Origin of the sequence: Pseudomonas sp. LjRoot71 (assembly GCF_964253255.1) — a bacterium.
Lineage (GTDB): Bacteria > Pseudomonadota > Gammaproteobacteria > Pseudomonadales > Pseudomonadaceae > Aquipseudomonas.
Window position 1 is genome coordinate 1,937,916 of sequence record NZ_CAXURA020000001.1, and the last position, 14,347, is coordinate 1,952,262.

Here is a 14,347-nt window from a genome sequence, read left to right on the forward strand (position 1 = left end):
GCGCCGATGAAAATCAACCTGATTGCCGCCGCCGAACTTGATCGCCTGGAAACCTGGGCCAAATACACCGCTGACATGTGCCACAGCTGCATGTCCAGCTGCTGCACGTTGCCGGTCGAGGCGCGGCTGAATGACCTGATTCGCATCGGCGTGGTCGATGAATTCGAACGCAGCGAGCCGCTGAAGAACATCGCCAAGCGCTTGCAGAAGGAGGGCATCGTCGAACGCTTCCATCAAAAGTCGGGCATCTTCACCCTGACCCGCATGAGCAACAACGACTGCTACTACCTCGACCGCAAAACCCGCCTGTGCACCATCTACGAGAAGCGCCCGGACACCTGCCGCAATCACCCGAAGATCGGCCCACGTCCAGGCTACTGCGCCTACAAGCCGAAGAGCTGAAGAGCTGAAGAGCTGAAGAGCTGAATCCCAGGATTGAGCTGCCGCCACGCCTCGGGCAAGCTGGCGCCATGCACAGCCCTGACTTCCCCGATGATGCGCAGCAGACCGAACGCACCCGCGCCACGGTGATGCGCTATCACTACAGCTGGAAAGACCGCGACCTCGACGCGGTAATGGCGCTGTATCACCCGGACATCCAGTACCACGACTTCTTCCAGCAGCGCTGCATGGGCTTTGCCGAACTGCGCGAGTACGTGCGCCACAACCTGCCGCGCCAGCCCGGCGAAGCGCTGGAACATACTGATCGCATCCGCATCGACGGCCACACCGCATTTATTCAGTACCGCATCAGCCTGCAGGGCAGTAATGGCCTGCTGGCGTTTCGCACGGGCGAGGCGATCACCGTGCGTGACGGGCTGATCTGGCGCATCCATGAATACGCCACGTTGATGCGTGAAGAGCACGAGCTATCCGCCGCCAGTGACTCCCGCCCCGCCCTCAGTCGCCTCGGTCTTAGTGCCCGCCAACTGGGACTGTTGGCGCAGGACCTGGAAGACTATATGCAACGCGCCCAGGCCTACCTCGACCCGCAACTGAGCCTGCCGCAGGTGGCAACCGCCACCGGCTACAGCCGCAACCAGATCTCACATCTACTCAACCAGGTACTCGGCCAGTGAATCGCCCCGGATTTCCTAGACACTTTCCAGGCTCAGTAAATGTCGCTTCTCAAACTCTACCGGTGACAGCTGGTTGTTGAAACCATGTCGGCGTTTTGGGTTGTAAAACATCTCGATGTAGTCGAACACATCAGCGCGAGCATCCTGCCTAGTGCTATAGATCTTTCGCCTGACCCGCTCCCGTTTCAGCAGCTGGAAAAAGCTTTCCGCTACCGCATTGTCATGGCAGTTGCCACGTCGGCTCATGCTGCCAAGCAAGTTGTTGGCTTTCAGGAAACTCTGCCAGTCGCCGCTGCTGAACTGGCTACCCTGATCTGAGTGAATCATTACTTCCAGCTTGGGCTTACGCCGCCAAACCGCCATCAGCAATGCATCAATAGCCAGGTCGCTGGTCATCTGCGGCTTCATTGACCAGCCAATTACCTGCCGCGAAAACAGGTCGAGCACCACCGCCAAATACAACCAGCCCTCATAGGTGCGGATGTAGGTTATGTCCGTAACCCAGACCTTGTTGGGTTCGGTGACATTGAATCGACGCTCAAGATGATTCGGAGAGGCCACTGGAGGCTTACCACCATAACGGCCCGGTCGACGCCGATACCCTGTCTGCGAGCGCAGTCCTTCCTGGCGCATTAATCGAGCAACGCGATGCCTGCCGCACTGTTCTCCCAGCTCACGCAGGTCGTCATGGATTTTGCGGTAACCATAGACGCCACCGCTTTCTAACCAGGAGTGCTTGATCAAACCCAGCAGACGCTGATCATCCTTAGCTCGTGCCGACTTCGGCTCAGACAGCCAGGCGTAGTAACCGCTGGCATGTACTTTCAGGGTCAGGCACAGACGGCGAACCGAATAGTCTGCGGATAGCTGACTGATGAAGGCGTACTTCAGCCGCACTCCTTGGCAAAGTACGCGGCGGCCTTTTTTAGGATGTCTCGCTCTTCGGTCACGCGCTTGAGTTCAGCACGCAGGCGACGTAACTCAGCGTGTTGATCGTCTTCTTGTGCCCGCTGCTTTTGGGGCTTGCTGTAGCGCTTCACCCAGGCATACAGACTGTGTGTCGACATGCCCAAGCGAGCAGCTACCTCAGCCACCGGCAGACCCCGTTCGGTCACCTGCTTGACTGCTTCGATTTTGAATTCTTCGGGATAACGCGGGTTACTCATGGCACCTCCTAATGGGCCGCATTATGAGGCCTGGAGGTGTCTACGAAACTAGGGGCGATTCACAGAGCTTCTACCGCTACATCAACCACAAGCGCTTGCAGCACCTGCTTGCGCACTTGGAGGCCGGCAACGACTTGCAGCGCATCGATGAACTGGCCTTCGCCGCTGGCTTCAATTCGCTCTCGGCGTTCTACAGCTGCTTCCGCCGGCATACCGGATTGTCACCCAAGGCTTACCTCAAACAAATTTCCTTGCGGGCCCGCACACAAGACAAGCCCTGATCGACCTCCTAGTCTCTGCGCATCGCCTAATGATTGACTGCCGGAGATCGACGATGAGCCCATGGCGCTCCCTCAGCCTGTGGATGGATCAGCTGACCGAACCGCTGACCGCCCGCCCCGCGCTGACCGAAGACCTGCACGCCGATGTGGCCATCATCGGCGCGGGCTACACCGGCCTGTGGACCGCCTACTACCTCAAACGTCAGGCCCCGCAGCTGCGCATCGTCATCCTCGAAGGCGAGATTGCCGGCTTCGGCGCGTCCGGACGCAACGGCGGCTGGCTGATGGGCAATCTGCTCGGCCAGGAGCGCCTGCTCGCCAACCTGCCCAATGCACAGCGGCACAGCGCCCAGGCCCTGCTGCACGGCATTCCCGATGAAGTGGCCAGCGTGCTGCAGCGTGAACAGATCGCCTGCGACTACCGCAAAGGCGGTGTGCTGTATTGCGCCGCGCGCTATCCCGAGCAATTGCACAGCCTGCAAAACCAGTTGGCCGAACTGCGTGCCCTGGGCCTGGACGTAACCGACTACCGCTGGCTGACACCCTTCGACCTGGGCAAACAGTTGCAACTGGCCAACGCCTTCGGTGCCATCTACACCCCGCACTGCGCGACCATCCAGCCAGCAAAGCTGGTGCGCGGCCTGGCGCGCTGCGTGGCCGCCATGGGCGTCGAGCTGTATGAACAGAGCCGGGTGACCGACTGGCAAACCGGCCTGGTGCGCACCGCCACTGGCAGCGTGCGCGCGGACTGGATCGTCCCCGCCGTGGAAGGCTATGCCGCTAGCCTGCCGCCGCTGGGCAAGCATCAACTGCCGGTACAGAGTCTGCTGGTGGCCACCGAGCCGCTGCCCAAGGAAGTCTGGGCCGACATCGGCCTGGAGCGCGGCCAGGCCTTCAGCGAGAACAGCCGCCAGGTGACCTACGGCCAGCGCAGCGCCGACGACCGCCTGGTATTCGGTGCCCGAGGTGGTTACCGCTTTGGCGGCCGCCTGCGCACCGATTTCAACCTCAGCGAGAACGAGCGCGACCTGCGCCGCTACCTGTTCGGCGAACTCTTCCCGCAGCTCAAACAGGTGCGCATCACCCACGCCTGGGGCGGCAACCTGGGCATGGCACGGCGCTTTCGCCCGCACATGCTGGTGGACCGCAGCAACGGCATCGCCCTGTCCGGCGGGTACGGCGGTGAGGGCGTGGGCGCCAGCAACCTCGGCGGGCGCACCCTGGCCGACCTGATTCTCAACCAGCACAGCGAACTGACCCGCCAGCCCTGGGTGCTCGGCGACCAGCCGCTCAAGCGCCTGCCGCGCTGGGAGCCGGAACCCCTGCGCTGGCTTGGCTACAACGCGATCATCCAGAGCTTTGTGCACGAAGACCGCGTGCTGGCCAACCCAGACAGCGCGCCCTGGCGGCGCAAGCTAGCCATCAGCCTGGCCGGCACCATGGAAAAATTCATGCGTTAACGGAGCATTTCATGAGCATCGAACACTTCAAGAACACCGCCCACCTGCCCCTGAGCGATGCCACGCCAGTGGCCGTACCGCTCGGCGAGCCGGTGGCGATCACCAGCAGCCATGGCATCGAGCATGCCGACGGCGTCGCTGCCGGCATCTGGGAATGCACGCCCGGGCGTTGGCGCCGGCAGATCGCCCAGCAGGAGTTCTGCCACTTTATCGCCGGGCGCTGCACCTTCACGCCCGATGGCGGCGAGCCCATGCAGATCCAGGCCGGCGACGCCCTGCTACTGCCGGCCAACACCTTCGGCGTGTGGGACATCACCGAGACCGTGCGCAAGAGCTTCGTCCTGCTCAAATAGCCCGGCCCAGCGCAGGCCAACGCCATTCACTTGCTACTGCCACTTCGACAACACCGATAAAAACGATGAGGTACTCCCATGCTGAAGAAATTGCTTCCTCTGCTGCTGCTCAGCAGCGTCAGCCAGGCCGCAGAAACCGTGCGCATCTATAACTGGACCGACTACATCGCCCCGGACACCCTCAAGCAGTTCGAGCAAAGCAGCGGCATCAGCAGCCACTACGACGTCTACGACAGCAATGAAACCCTCGATGCCAAACTGATGGCCGGACGCTCGGGCTATGACGTGGTGTTCCCGTCCAACCACTACATGGCCCGGCAGATCCAGGGCGGCGCGCTGAAGAAACTCGACAAGAGCCGCCTGCCCGGCTGGAACAATCTCAACCCGATTCTGATGAAAGCCCTGGAAACCAACGACCCCGGCAACCAGTATGGCTTCCCCTACCTGTGGGGCAGCACCGGCATCGGCTACAACGTGGCCAAGGTGCGTGAAGTGCTCGGCGACGACGTGCCGCTCGACTCCTGGGACCTGATCTTCAAGCCCGAATACCTGGCTAAGCTCAGCCAGTGCGGCGTGGCGATTCTCGACAACGGCCCGGAGCTGCTGCCGATTGCCTTGCACTACCTGGGGCTGCCGCACCACAGCCAGAACCTTGAGGACTACAAAAAGGCCGAAGCGCTGCTGCTGGAGATGCGCCAGAACGTGCGCTATTTCCACTCATCCAAATACGTCGGCGACCTGGCCAATGGCGACATCTGCATGGCCGTGGGCTTCTCCGGCGACATCATGCAGGCCGGCAACCGCGCCACCGAGGCGAACAACGGCATTCGCATCAACTACGTGATCCCCAAGGAAGGCACACCGATCTGGTTTGACATGGTCACCATGCCCGCCGACAGCAACAACGATAAGGCCGCCTACGCCTTTATGAACTACCTGCTGCAACCCGAAGTGATCGCGCAGATCACCAACCATGTGCAGTACGCCAACGGCAACAGCGCCGCCGATACCCTGGTTGACCCCGCACTGAAAGCCGATGCCACCGTCTACCCGCCGCAAGAAGCGATGGGCAACCTTTACGCCCTGGAAGCCATGCCGCTGAAGATCGACCGCGTGCGCACGCGCATCTGGAGCAAGGTCAAGAGTGGCATCTAAGCCCTGCAAGTATTGCAGCCAATAAAAAGCCCCTGTCAGTCCGCCTGACGGGGGCTTTTGCCATCCACCTTACAACTCGGTGGCCGCCTGTTGCTTCTCACGCTGTGCCAGCTCACCCGCACTGGCTTTGGGTTTGATCAGGCTGAAATCGATCAGGCTCTTCGGTTTTTCCGGGTTACCAATCAATAACGGCAGCGGCCGGAACTCATTGCTCACCAGGCTTTTATGCGCCTCGTACCTATCAAAACTCAGGCCCGCCAGATCCGCCCAGGTGTGGATGAAGTGCGAGGTGCTGTAAGGCCGTGACAGCGTGCCGCTGAAGTCTCGCGCCTGCTGCGCCTGCCACTTGGGCGAGTTCCACAGGATAAACGGCACGGTGTACATCGGGCTGGTTGGCGCAGCCTCGTTGCGCCCCAGGATATCGCCCTTGGGCGCATCGAACACCGCCTCGCCATGATCCGCCAGGTACAGCAAAAAGCCATTCGGCTCCTGCCCAGCCAGGCGCTTGATCAGGCTGGCCACCACATGGTCGTTGTACAGCACGGCATTGTCGTAGCTGTTGTAGGTCGGCAGCTGGTCATCGGTGACATGCGCCGGCACCCCGGTACGGTCATTGAAGCGCTCGTACTCCGGCGGATAGCGGTACTGGTAGCTCATGTGCGTACCGAGCAGGTGCACCACCACAAACTTGCGCGGCGCCGGGTCGGCCAGCACCTTGGCAAAGGGCTCCAGCACATCGCCGTCGTACTGGCGGGCATTCTGCTCACGGTTGTTGTTCAGGTAGAACTGCTCATCGGCCTGCTTGGAAAAGGTCGTGAGCATGGTGTTGCGCTTGGTCATGGTCTGCTGGTTGGTGATCCAGTAGGTCTTGTACCCGGCCTGCTCCATCAGGTTGACCAGTGACGGAGTGGTCAGAAATAGCTCGGGGTTTTCCTGATCGGCAAAAGTCAGTACTTGCTGCAGGGCCTCGATGGTGTATGGCCGCGGCGTCACCACCGAATCGAACACCTGCAACTGATCACGCAGCTGATCCAGCTCCGGCGTGGTTTGCCGTGGGTAGCCGTACAGGCTCATGCGCTGCCGGTTGGTCGACTCACCAATCACCAGCACCAGCGTGGCCGGCTGGCCGGCATGGGCATCCTGCAGGTTGCTCAGCGGCGGAATGCTGGCGTTTTCAGCCAGCAACGCCTGCATGTTGGCCAACTGCTCGCGGTAGTTCTTGTAGCCCACCACCAGCTGCCAGGGCGTGGCAGCCTCGATGCGCTCGGCGAAGTTATCCAGCCCGCCTTGCCAGCTCTCATGCTTGCTGAACTGGCGAATCGCCGGATAACCCAACGACACAAACAGCGCCAGAGCAGCCGCCAGCCAAGCGCCTGGCCGCGACAGGTAGACCGGCCGCACCTTGCGCCACAACAGCCAGCCGCCCAGGCCGTAGGCCAGAAACGCCGGCAGCATCCACCAGGCAAAGTACTGCACCAGGTACTCGCGGCTTTCCGCCACGTTCGATTCGAACATGATGAAAATGACGCTCTGGGAGAACTCCTGCCCATAAATCAGGAAATAACCAAAACTCCCCAGCGAGCACAGCCACAGCACCGCGCCGATTACCGCCGCCAACTGCCGCGCACGCGCTGGCCAGAGCAGCAGAGGAATCAGCCAGAACGCACTGACCAGCAACGCCTGACGAAAACCGGCAAAGCCCGCCGTCCCCGTCAGCTGGATCAACAACTGCGTCACGCCGGAGAAGTACCAGAAAAACCCAAACGCCCAACCCAGGCCAGCCCAATCGACCCGCTGACGCCCCGCCCCGGTCAACACTGCAGACATAGCAACCTCATGGCACCCAAGATAATTGCGCCTGTTATGCCAGACAGCCTGTGAAAAACTCGTCAAACCCTGCGCGCAAATTCACCACGCGTCCAGTAGAGCATCCGCCAACAAAAAGCCCCGCCAGATCGCTCTGGCGGGGCTTTTTATTTAAAGCGCTAGGCTAGACGCTATGCATCAAGCCTTGTTGGCTTTTTTGGCAGCGCGGGTGCGCTCGCCTTCGTCGAGGATCTTCTTACGCAGACGGATCGACTTCGGCGTCACTTCACACAGTTCGTCGTCCTGGATGAACTCCAGGGCCTGCTCCAGGGTGAAGCGCACTGGCGGCACCAGGGCGATGGTTTCGTCCTTACCGGAAGCACGCATGTTGTCGAGCTTCTTGCCCTTGGTCGGGTTCACGCCCAGGTCGTTGTCGCGGCTGTTCAGGCCGATGATCTGACCGTTGTAGATTTCCTGACCGTGCTCGACGAACAGCTTGCCGCGCGCCTGCAGGGTTTCCAGGGAGTAGGTCAGTGCCTTGCCGGTATCGATCGACACCAGTACGCCGTTCTGGCGACCGGACATGTGGCCCGACTTCATCGCGTCGTAACGGTCGAAGATCGAGGTCAGGATGCCTGCACCGTTGGTCAGGGTCAGGAAGGCGTTACGGAAGCCGATCAGACCACGGGCCGGGATGTTGTATTCCAGGCGTACGCGACCTTTGCCGTCCGGCACCATGTTGCTCAGGTCGCCTTTACGCAGCCCCATTTCTTCCATGACCTTGCCCTGGGATTCTTCCGGGATGTCGATGGTGACGTTCTCGTACGGTTCCTGCTTGACGCCATTGACCTCACGGATGATCACTTCCGGACGGCCGACGCCCATTTCGAAGCCTTCGCGACGCATGGTTTCGATCAGTACCGAGAGGTGCAGCTCACCACGGCCGGAGACCTTGAACTTGTCGGCGCTGTCGCCTTCTTCAACGCGCAGGGCCACGTTGTACAGCAGCTCTTTGTCCAGACGCTCTTTGATGTTGCGGCTGGTGACGAACTTGCCTTCCTTGCCGCAGAACGGCGAGTCGTTGACCTGGAAGGTCATGGAAACGGTCGGCTCGTCAACGGTCAGCGGCTTCATCGCTTCGACGTGGTTCTGGTCACACAGGGTGTCGGAGATGAACAGTTCATCCATACCGCTGACGCAGACGATGTCACCGGCGGTGGCTTCTTCAACGTCCACACGACGCAGACCGTGGTGGCCCATCAGCTTGAGGATACGGCCGTTACGCTTCTTGCCATCGACATCGATGGCAGTAACCGGCGTGTTCGGCTTGACCTTGCCGCGAGCAATACGACCCACGCCGATAATGCCGAGGAAGCTGTTGTAGTCCAGTGCCGAGATTTGCATCTGGAACGGGCCGTCAACGTCAACCGCTGGAGCCGGTACGTGGTCAACGATGGCCTGGTACAGCGGGGTCATATCTTCGGCCATGTCCGTGTGGTCCAAACCGGCAATACCGTTCAGGGCCGAGGCGTAGACGACTTGGAAGTCCAGCTGCTCTTCGGTGGCGCCGAGGTTGTCGAACAGGTCGAAGATCTGATCCATCACCCAGTCCGGACGCGCGCCCGGACGGTCGATCTTGTTGATTACCACGATCGGACGCAGACCGGCTTCGAACGCTTTCTTGGTTACGAAGCGGGTTTGTGGCATCGGGCCATCCTGGGCATCAACCACCAGCAGCACCGAGTCAACCATCGACATTACACGCTCAACCTCGCCGCCGAAGTCGGCGTGACCGGGGGTGTCGACGATGTTGATGTTGTAACCGCTCCATTTGATGGCGGTGTTTTTCGCCAGAATGGTAATGCCGCGCTCTTTTTCCTGGTCGTTGCTGTCCATCACGCGCTCGTCGTTGAGCTCGCTGCGGTCCAAGGTACCGGACTGACGAAGAAGGGCGTCTACCAGGGTGGTCTTACCATGGTCAACGTGGGCAATGATGGCGATGTTGCGTAGATTTTCGATCACGTGTGTATCTCGATCAGAGGATTCGGTTTGCCGCTTAGTCTAGGCGGCGAGTATTAAGAAACGCGGTGTCAGCTGGCCCGTTGGTCGGGAGGGCGATGGCGAATACTGCCGCCATTCAACCCGGGCGTTTTATGTCGGACGATAAACGCGCACATTGGCATGCCCCTCGCTGAGCAGGTGGTGGGCATGCAAACGGCTCATGATGCCTTTGTCGCAATACAGCAGGTATTGGCGCGCGGCATCCAGCTCCTTGAAGCGGCTGTTCAGGGCATAGAACGGCAACGCTTGTACTTCGATACCGGGCAGCTCCAGCGGCTGCTCTTCGGCGTTATCCGGGTGGCGGATGTCGATGATCACGTGCCCGGCCAGGGCTTCGCTGACTTCCTCAACCTTGACGTCCTTGCCCAGCTCGTCGATCACCTTGTCGATCGGCAGCAGGGTGGCGCGTTGCAGTGCGCGCTCGAGGATGGCCATGTCGAACTGCCGCTCTTCATGTTCGATGCGGTCTTTCTTGGCGCGCGTGGTCGGGTTCACCGAAATCACGCCGCAGTATTCGGGCATGTGTTTGGCGAACTCGGCGGTGCCGATCTGCGTAGCGGTGTCGATGATGTCCTGCTTGTGGCTGGCGATCAGCGGGCGTAGCACCAGCATGTCGGTGGCCGAGTCGATCACCGAGAGGTTGGGCAGGGTCTGGCTGGACACCTGGGAAATCGCCTCACCCGTCACCAGGGCATTGAGCTGCAGTTGCTCGGCCATGCGGGTGGCGGCGCGCAGCATCATGCGCTTGAGGATCACGCCCATCTGGCTGTTGTCGACCTTGCCGAGAATCTCGCCGAGCACTTCCTCGAACGGCACGCTGATAAACAGCACGCGCTGCGAACTGCCGAACTTCTCCCACAAATAGTGCGCCACTTCCATCACGCCCAGCTCGTGGGCACGACCGCCAAGGTTGAAGAAGCAGAAGTGGGTCACCAGACCGCGGCGCATCATCTGATAGGCCGCCACGGTGGAATCGAAGCCACCGCTCATCAGCACCAGGGTCTGTTCCAGCGAACCCAGCGGGTAACCGCCCAGGCCTTCGTGCTGGTGATGAATGACAAACAGACGCTGGTCGCGGATTTCCATGCGCACCACCACGTCCGGGTCTTTCAGTGAGATGCCGGCCGCACCGCACTGCTGACGCAGTTGACTGCCGACATAGCGTTCGACATCCATGGAGCTGAAGGCGTGTTTGCCAGCGCGCTTGCAGCGTACGGCGAAGATCTTGCCCGGCAGCTGATCGGCGAAGTGCAGCTTGCACTTTTCCAGCACATCGTCGAAATCACCCAGCGGGTATTCATCGACCTGCAAAAAATGGGTGATGCCTGGCGTGCAGCTCAGACGCTCGACCATCGCCTGCAGGGTTTTCGGTTCACTGATCTGGGTTTCGACTTCCAGGTTGTCCCACACACCGCTGACCTGCAGCTGCGGATCGAACTCACGCAAAACCGAACGAATATTCTTCGCCAGCTGCCGGATAAAGTGCTTACGCACCGGCCGACTTTTAATGGTGATTTCCGGGAAGACTTTAACGATCAGTTTCATGAAAAAGCTGCGTGCCGAGGCCGCCAAAAAACAGGGGCGCGGATTATAGCGGAAATTGCTCAAGCTTTGATCAAAAATCCTCACAACACAAAAACACGCACCATTAAAGAGCGAACCACAAATTGCGCGCCCTATAACGGTGCAAATATTTCCTGAGCAGCGCTGCGCAGCCCCCGCCAGCCCTGAGTTTCAGGGCTTACACCCATTCCTGTGCACTGGCATGCAATTTGCTCCCTTGTGAGGCAGGATGCCCTGGCGGAGTATGCCGGCGGCCGTACCGTACTATTGAGGGCTCACGATTCGAGCCTTATCCACCTGGAGGACAGCATGTCGAAGTCGATTCAACTGATTAAAGAACACGACGTGAAGTGGGTTGACCTGCGCTTCACCGACACCAAGGGCAAACAGCACCACGTGACCATGCCGGCACGCGATGCGCTGGACGACGAATTCTTCGAAGTCGGCAAAATGTTCGACGGCTCCTCCATCCATGGCTGGAAAGGCATCGAAGCCTCCGACATGATCCTGCTGCCGGTTGACGAAACCGCCGTACTGGATCCGTTCACCGAAGAGCCGACCCTGATCATCGTCTGTGACATCATCGAGCCGAGCACCATGCAAGGCTACGATCGTGACCCACGCTCGATCGCCAAGCGCGCTGAAGAGTTCCTGAAAACCACCGGCATCGGCGACACCGTATTCGTTGGCCCGGAGCCTGAGTTCTTCATCTTCGACCAGGTGAAGTTCAAGTCCGACATCTCCGGCTCGATGTTCAAAATCTATTCCGAGCAAGGCTCCTGGATGACTGACCAGGACGTCGAAGGCGGCAACAAGGGCCACCGCCCAGCCGTCAAAGGCGGTTACTTCCCGGTTCCGCCGTGCGACCACGACCACGAAATCCGTACTGCCATGTGTAATGCCATGGAAGAAATGGGCCTGGTCATCGAAGTTCACCACCACGAAGTGGCGACTGCCGGTCAGAACGAAATCGGCGTGAAGTTCAACACCCTGGTTGCCAAGGCTGACGAAGTTCAGACCCTGAAGTACTGCGTACACAACGTGGCCGATGCCTACGGCAAAACCGCCACCTTCATGCCGAAGCCGCTGTACGGCGACAACGGTTCGGGTATGCACGTACACATGTCCATCTCCAAAGATGGCAAGAACACCTTCTCCGGCGAAGGCTATGCCGGCCTGTCCGATACCGCCCTGTACTTCATCGGCGGCATCATCAAGCATGGTAAGGCCCTGAACGGCTTCACCAACCCGTCGACCAACTCCTACAAGCGTCTGGTTCCAGGTTTCGAAGCTCCAGTAATGCTGGCTTACTCGGCGCGTAACCGTTCGGCTTCGATCCGTATCCCATACGTTTCCAGCCCGAAAGCCCGCCGTATCGAAGCACGCTTCCCGGATCCGGCTGCTAACCCGTACCTGGCCTTCGCTGCACTGCTGATGGCCGGTATCGACGGTATCCAGAACAAGATTCACCCTGGCGATGCTGCCGACAAGAACCTGTACGACCTGCCGCCAGAAGAAGGCAAGCTGATCCCGCAAGTGTGCGGCAGCCTGAAAGAAGCCCTGGAAGAGCTGGACAAAGGCCGTGCGTTCCTGACCAAAGGCGGCGTGTTCTCCGACGACTTCATCGATGCCTACATCGAGCTGAAATCCGAAGAAGAAATCAAAGTACGCACCTTCGTACACCCGCTGGAATACGACCTGTACTACAGCGTCTAAGCCAGACTCGCGCCGCCCTGCGGCGCGTTCGAAAGCCCTGCCCGGCCCTGCCTGGCGGGGCTTTTTTATAGCTGCGCACTATCGGCCTGCACCCGCAGGTTGTGCTGCGCGCCCCCTACGGAACAATCACGCTTTCACCTCCCGTATCACAATGTCGCTGCTTGGCGCTTGCCAGCGCACGCCACCAGTGCAAGGCTTAGGGCACATTATTAAGGAGAGTCAGGCATGCGCCCTCTACTTATCTGCCTGCTGCTGAGTCTGGCCTTGCCGGCCAGCGCGCAGATCTACAAATACACCGACGCCAACGGTAATACGGTATTCACCGACCAACCGCCGGAGGGCCAGGCGACGCAGAACGTCGAGCTGCCCAAAACCAATAGCGTGACCATGGCCGTACCCGCCACCCCAGCGCCCAGCACACCGGCCGACAGCGGCACGGCGGCAGCCCCCTACAGCAACCTGCAACTCACCGGTTTGCCCAGCGAGGAAGCACTGCGCGCCAATAACGGCACCTTCACTGTCGATGTGGCGATTGAACCGCGCCTGGCCAGCAACCACCTGCTGCGTTTACTGCTGGACGGCAAACCCCATGGCCAACTCAGCAATGCGCCACGCCTGCAGGTGAGCAACGCCGACCGCGGCGAACACAGCCTGGCAGTGGAAGTGCTGAGTGCAGGCAAGCCCATCCAGCAGAGCCCCACGGTGACCTTCACCGTGCAGCGGGTGAATACCAGCAGCCCGGCACTGCGACCGCCACCACCGCCACCTAAGCCCAAACCAAAGCCAGCCACCTGACCTATGCGAACTCTGCTGTTCTGCGGCCTCCTGCTGCTCGCTCTGCCCACCCTGGCGCAGGTCTATACCTACATTGATGCCGACGGTAACCGGGTGTTTACCGACAAGCCCAAGTCCGGCAATGCCGAACGCGTTGAGCTGGCACCGAGCAACGCCATGTCGCCTCAGCCGGTATCGGCGGCACCGGTCATGGTTGCACCACCAGAGCCGGGGCTGCGCTACAGCTTGCTGCGTATCCTGGTGCCGCAACCGGATGCCACCATCCGCGACAGCGCCGGCAACCTGATCGTCAGCGTCAACAGCGAGCCCAACCTCTACCCACAGCACAGCTACCGCCTGCTGCTGGACGGCGCACAGGTCGGCGAAGTGGGTAGCAGCCCGGTGTTCCCGCTGGAAAATATCGACCGCGGCACCCATCAGCTGGCGGTGGAAATCATCGACCAACAAGGCCGCATCATCGAACGCACGCCCAGCCAGCCATTCCACATGCTGCGCATTTCCCTGGCGCAGAAACGCATGGTCACCCCTTGCAAGAAGGCCGACTACGGCGTACGCCCGGAGTGTCCACTCAAGGACAAGCCACCGGAAAAGAAAGACATTCCCTTCGTGCCTTTTCTCTAGGCCTGCCCAATAGCGTGCAGCATCTGTTGCTCTCAACACCGAGCGTGAGGTTCCCAGGCTCGTAGGGTGCGTCGTGTTGCCCGCCTGCCGGAACACACCCCGCCCATTCCGTGTATCGCGGTGCGCACAGCGCACCCTACACATTGGGATGTAGCCTTTCTCTAGCGCCTATCGCTGCCTCAGTCCATGCATCCGGACGGAGGCAAAACCATCAATGCACCAATAAGGTGCGATAGGTGCCACGCATTTCTATACTCTCCCTGTTTTGGGTCGCAGCAAGGCGCTCTACTG

At 60.3% G+C, this 14,347-nt stretch carries 11 protein-coding genes and 2 pseudogenes; 9 read left to right on the forward strand and 4 right to left on the reverse strand.

The genetic code is table 11. From position 1 onward, the window contains the following. Nucleotides 1-6: 6 nt before the first annotated feature. Both ACSQ17_RS09185 and ACSQ17_RS09190 read left to right on the forward strand, forming a co-directional pair. Complete coding sequence (locus ACSQ17_RS09185) at nucleotides 7-402, forward strand: YkgJ family cysteine cluster protein (RefSeq protein ID WP_436068345.1); 396 nt, start codon at nucleotides 7-9, stop codon at nucleotides 400-402. A 68-nt stretch (nucleotides 403-470) separates the two neighbouring features. Further along, nucleotides 471-1,076: pseudogene (locus tag ACSQ17_RS09190) on the forward strand (nuclear transport factor 2 family protein); the annotation flags it as partial. An 18-nt stretch (nucleotides 1,077-1,094) separates the two neighbouring features. On the opposite strand, the gene ACSQ17_RS09195 reads toward ACSQ17_RS09190, so the two are convergent. Beyond that, a protein-coding gene (locus ACSQ17_RS09195; RefSeq protein ID WP_436067717.1) for an IS3 family transposase occupies nucleotides 1,095-2,245 on the reverse strand; the annotation gives its coding sequence in 2 pieces (ribosomal slippage) (nucleotides 1,095-2,002 and nucleotides 2,002-2,245; 1,152 coding nt in all). Between the two features lie 62 nt (nucleotides 2,246-2,307). Between ACSQ17_RS09195 and ACSQ17_RS09200 the strand changes: the two are divergent. The 4 genes and pseudogenes from ACSQ17_RS09200 to ACSQ17_RS09215 form a co-directional block, all read left to right on the forward strand. Continuing rightward, nucleotides 2,308-2,526, forward strand: a pseudogene (locus tag ACSQ17_RS09200) (helix-turn-helix domain-containing protein); the annotation flags it as partial. Between the two features lie 53 nt (nucleotides 2,527-2,579). Next, entirely contained in the window at nucleotides 2,580-3,986 is a 1,407-nt protein-coding gene (locus ACSQ17_RS09205; RefSeq protein ID WP_436068346.1) for an NAD(P)/FAD-dependent oxidoreductase, read from the forward strand. A gap of 11 nt (nucleotides 3,987-3,997) precedes the next feature. After that, a complete protein-coding gene (locus tag ACSQ17_RS09210; protein ID WP_436068347.1) occupies nucleotides 3,998-4,339 on the forward strand; it encodes a cupin domain-containing protein in 342 nt (113 codons plus the stop codon). Between the two features lie 78 nt (nucleotides 4,340-4,417). Continuing rightward, entirely contained in the window at nucleotides 4,418-5,494 is a 1,077-nt protein-coding gene (locus ACSQ17_RS09215; RefSeq protein WP_436068348.1) for a polyamine ABC transporter substrate-binding protein, read from the forward strand. Between the two features lie 69 nt (nucleotides 5,495-5,563). Here the strand turns inward: ACSQ17_RS09215 and cptA are convergent, their stop codons facing one another. From cptA to thiI, 3 genes are all read right to left on the reverse strand, one after another. Beyond that, nucleotides 5,564-7,321, reverse strand: coding sequence for a phosphoethanolamine transferase CptA (gene cptA, locus ACSQ17_RS09220; RefSeq protein WP_436068349.1), 1,758 nt, complete (start codon nucleotides 7,319-7,321; stop codon nucleotides 5,564-5,566). 177 nt (nucleotides 7,322-7,498) lie between these two features. Continuing rightward, nucleotides 7,499-9,322, reverse strand: coding sequence for a translational GTPase TypA (typA, locus tag ACSQ17_RS09225; protein ID WP_436068350.1), 1,824 nt, complete (start codon nucleotides 9,320-9,322; stop codon nucleotides 7,499-7,501). A 129-nt stretch (nucleotides 9,323-9,451) separates the two neighbouring features. Then, nucleotides 9,452-10,906, reverse strand: a complete 1,455-nt coding sequence (thiI, locus tag ACSQ17_RS09230) for a tRNA uracil 4-sulfurtransferase ThiI (protein ID WP_436068351.1) — start codon at nucleotides 10,904-10,906, stop codon at nucleotides 9,452-9,454. Nucleotides 10,907-11,233: 327 nt separating this feature from the next. On the opposite strand from thiI, the gene glnA reads away from it, so the two are divergent. The 3 genes from glnA (at nucleotide 11,234) to ACSQ17_RS09245 (ending at nucleotide 14,056) form a co-directional block, all read left to right on the forward strand. Continuing rightward, nucleotides 11,234-12,640: a glutamate--ammonia ligase gene (glnA, locus tag ACSQ17_RS09235; RefSeq protein WP_436068352.1), complete on the forward strand. Its 1,407-nt coding sequence runs from the start codon at nucleotides 11,234-11,236 to the stop codon at nucleotides 12,638-12,640. A 225-nt stretch (nucleotides 12,641-12,865) separates the two neighbouring features. After that, complete coding sequence (locus tag ACSQ17_RS09240; protein WP_436068353.1) at nucleotides 12,866-13,435, forward strand: DUF4124 domain-containing protein; 570 nt, start codon at nucleotides 12,866-12,868, stop codon at nucleotides 13,433-13,435. Between the two features lie 3 nt (nucleotides 13,436-13,438). Beyond that, on the forward strand, nucleotides 13,439-14,056 hold the full coding sequence (locus ACSQ17_RS09245) for a DUF4124 domain-containing protein (protein WP_436068354.1): 618 nt from the start codon (nucleotides 13,439-13,441) through the stop codon (nucleotides 14,054-14,056). The last annotated feature ends 291 nt before the right edge of the window (nucleotides 14,057-14,347 follow it).

Bases quoted from the DNA above. Each gene is read 5' to 3' on its own strand.
- ACSQ17_RS09185 (WP_436068345.1), top strand. From the start codon at position 7: ATGAAAATCAACCTGATTGCCGCCGCCGAACTTGATCGCCTGGAAACC.
- ACSQ17_RS09205 (WP_436068346.1), top strand. From the start codon at position 2,580: ATGAGCCCATGGCGCTCCCTCAGCCTGTGGATGGATCAGCTGACCGAA.
- ACSQ17_RS09210 (WP_436068347.1), top strand. From the start codon at position 3,998: ATGAGCATCGAACACTTCAAGAACACCGCCCACCTGCCCCTGAGCGAT.
- ACSQ17_RS09215 (WP_436068348.1), top strand. From the start codon at position 4,418: ATGCTGAAGAAATTGCTTCCTCTGCTGCTGCTCAGCAGCGTCAGCCAG.
- cptA (WP_436068349.1), bottom strand. From the start codon at position 7,321: ATGTCTGCAGTGTTGACCGGGGCGGGGCGTCAGCGGGTCGATTGGGCT.
- thiI (WP_436068351.1), bottom strand. From the start codon at position 10,906: ATGAAACTGATCGTTAAAGTCTTCCCGGAAATCACCATTAAAAGTCGG.
- glnA (WP_436068352.1), top strand. From the start codon at position 11,234: ATGTCGAAGTCGATTCAACTGATTAAAGAACACGACGTGAAGTGGGTT.
- ACSQ17_RS09240 (WP_436068353.1), top strand. From the start codon at position 12,866: ATGCGCCCTCTACTTATCTGCCTGCTGCTGAGTCTGGCCTTGCCGGCC.
- ACSQ17_RS09245 (WP_436068354.1), top strand. From the start codon at position 13,439: ATGCGAACTCTGCTGTTCTGCGGCCTCCTGCTGCTCGCTCTGCCCACC.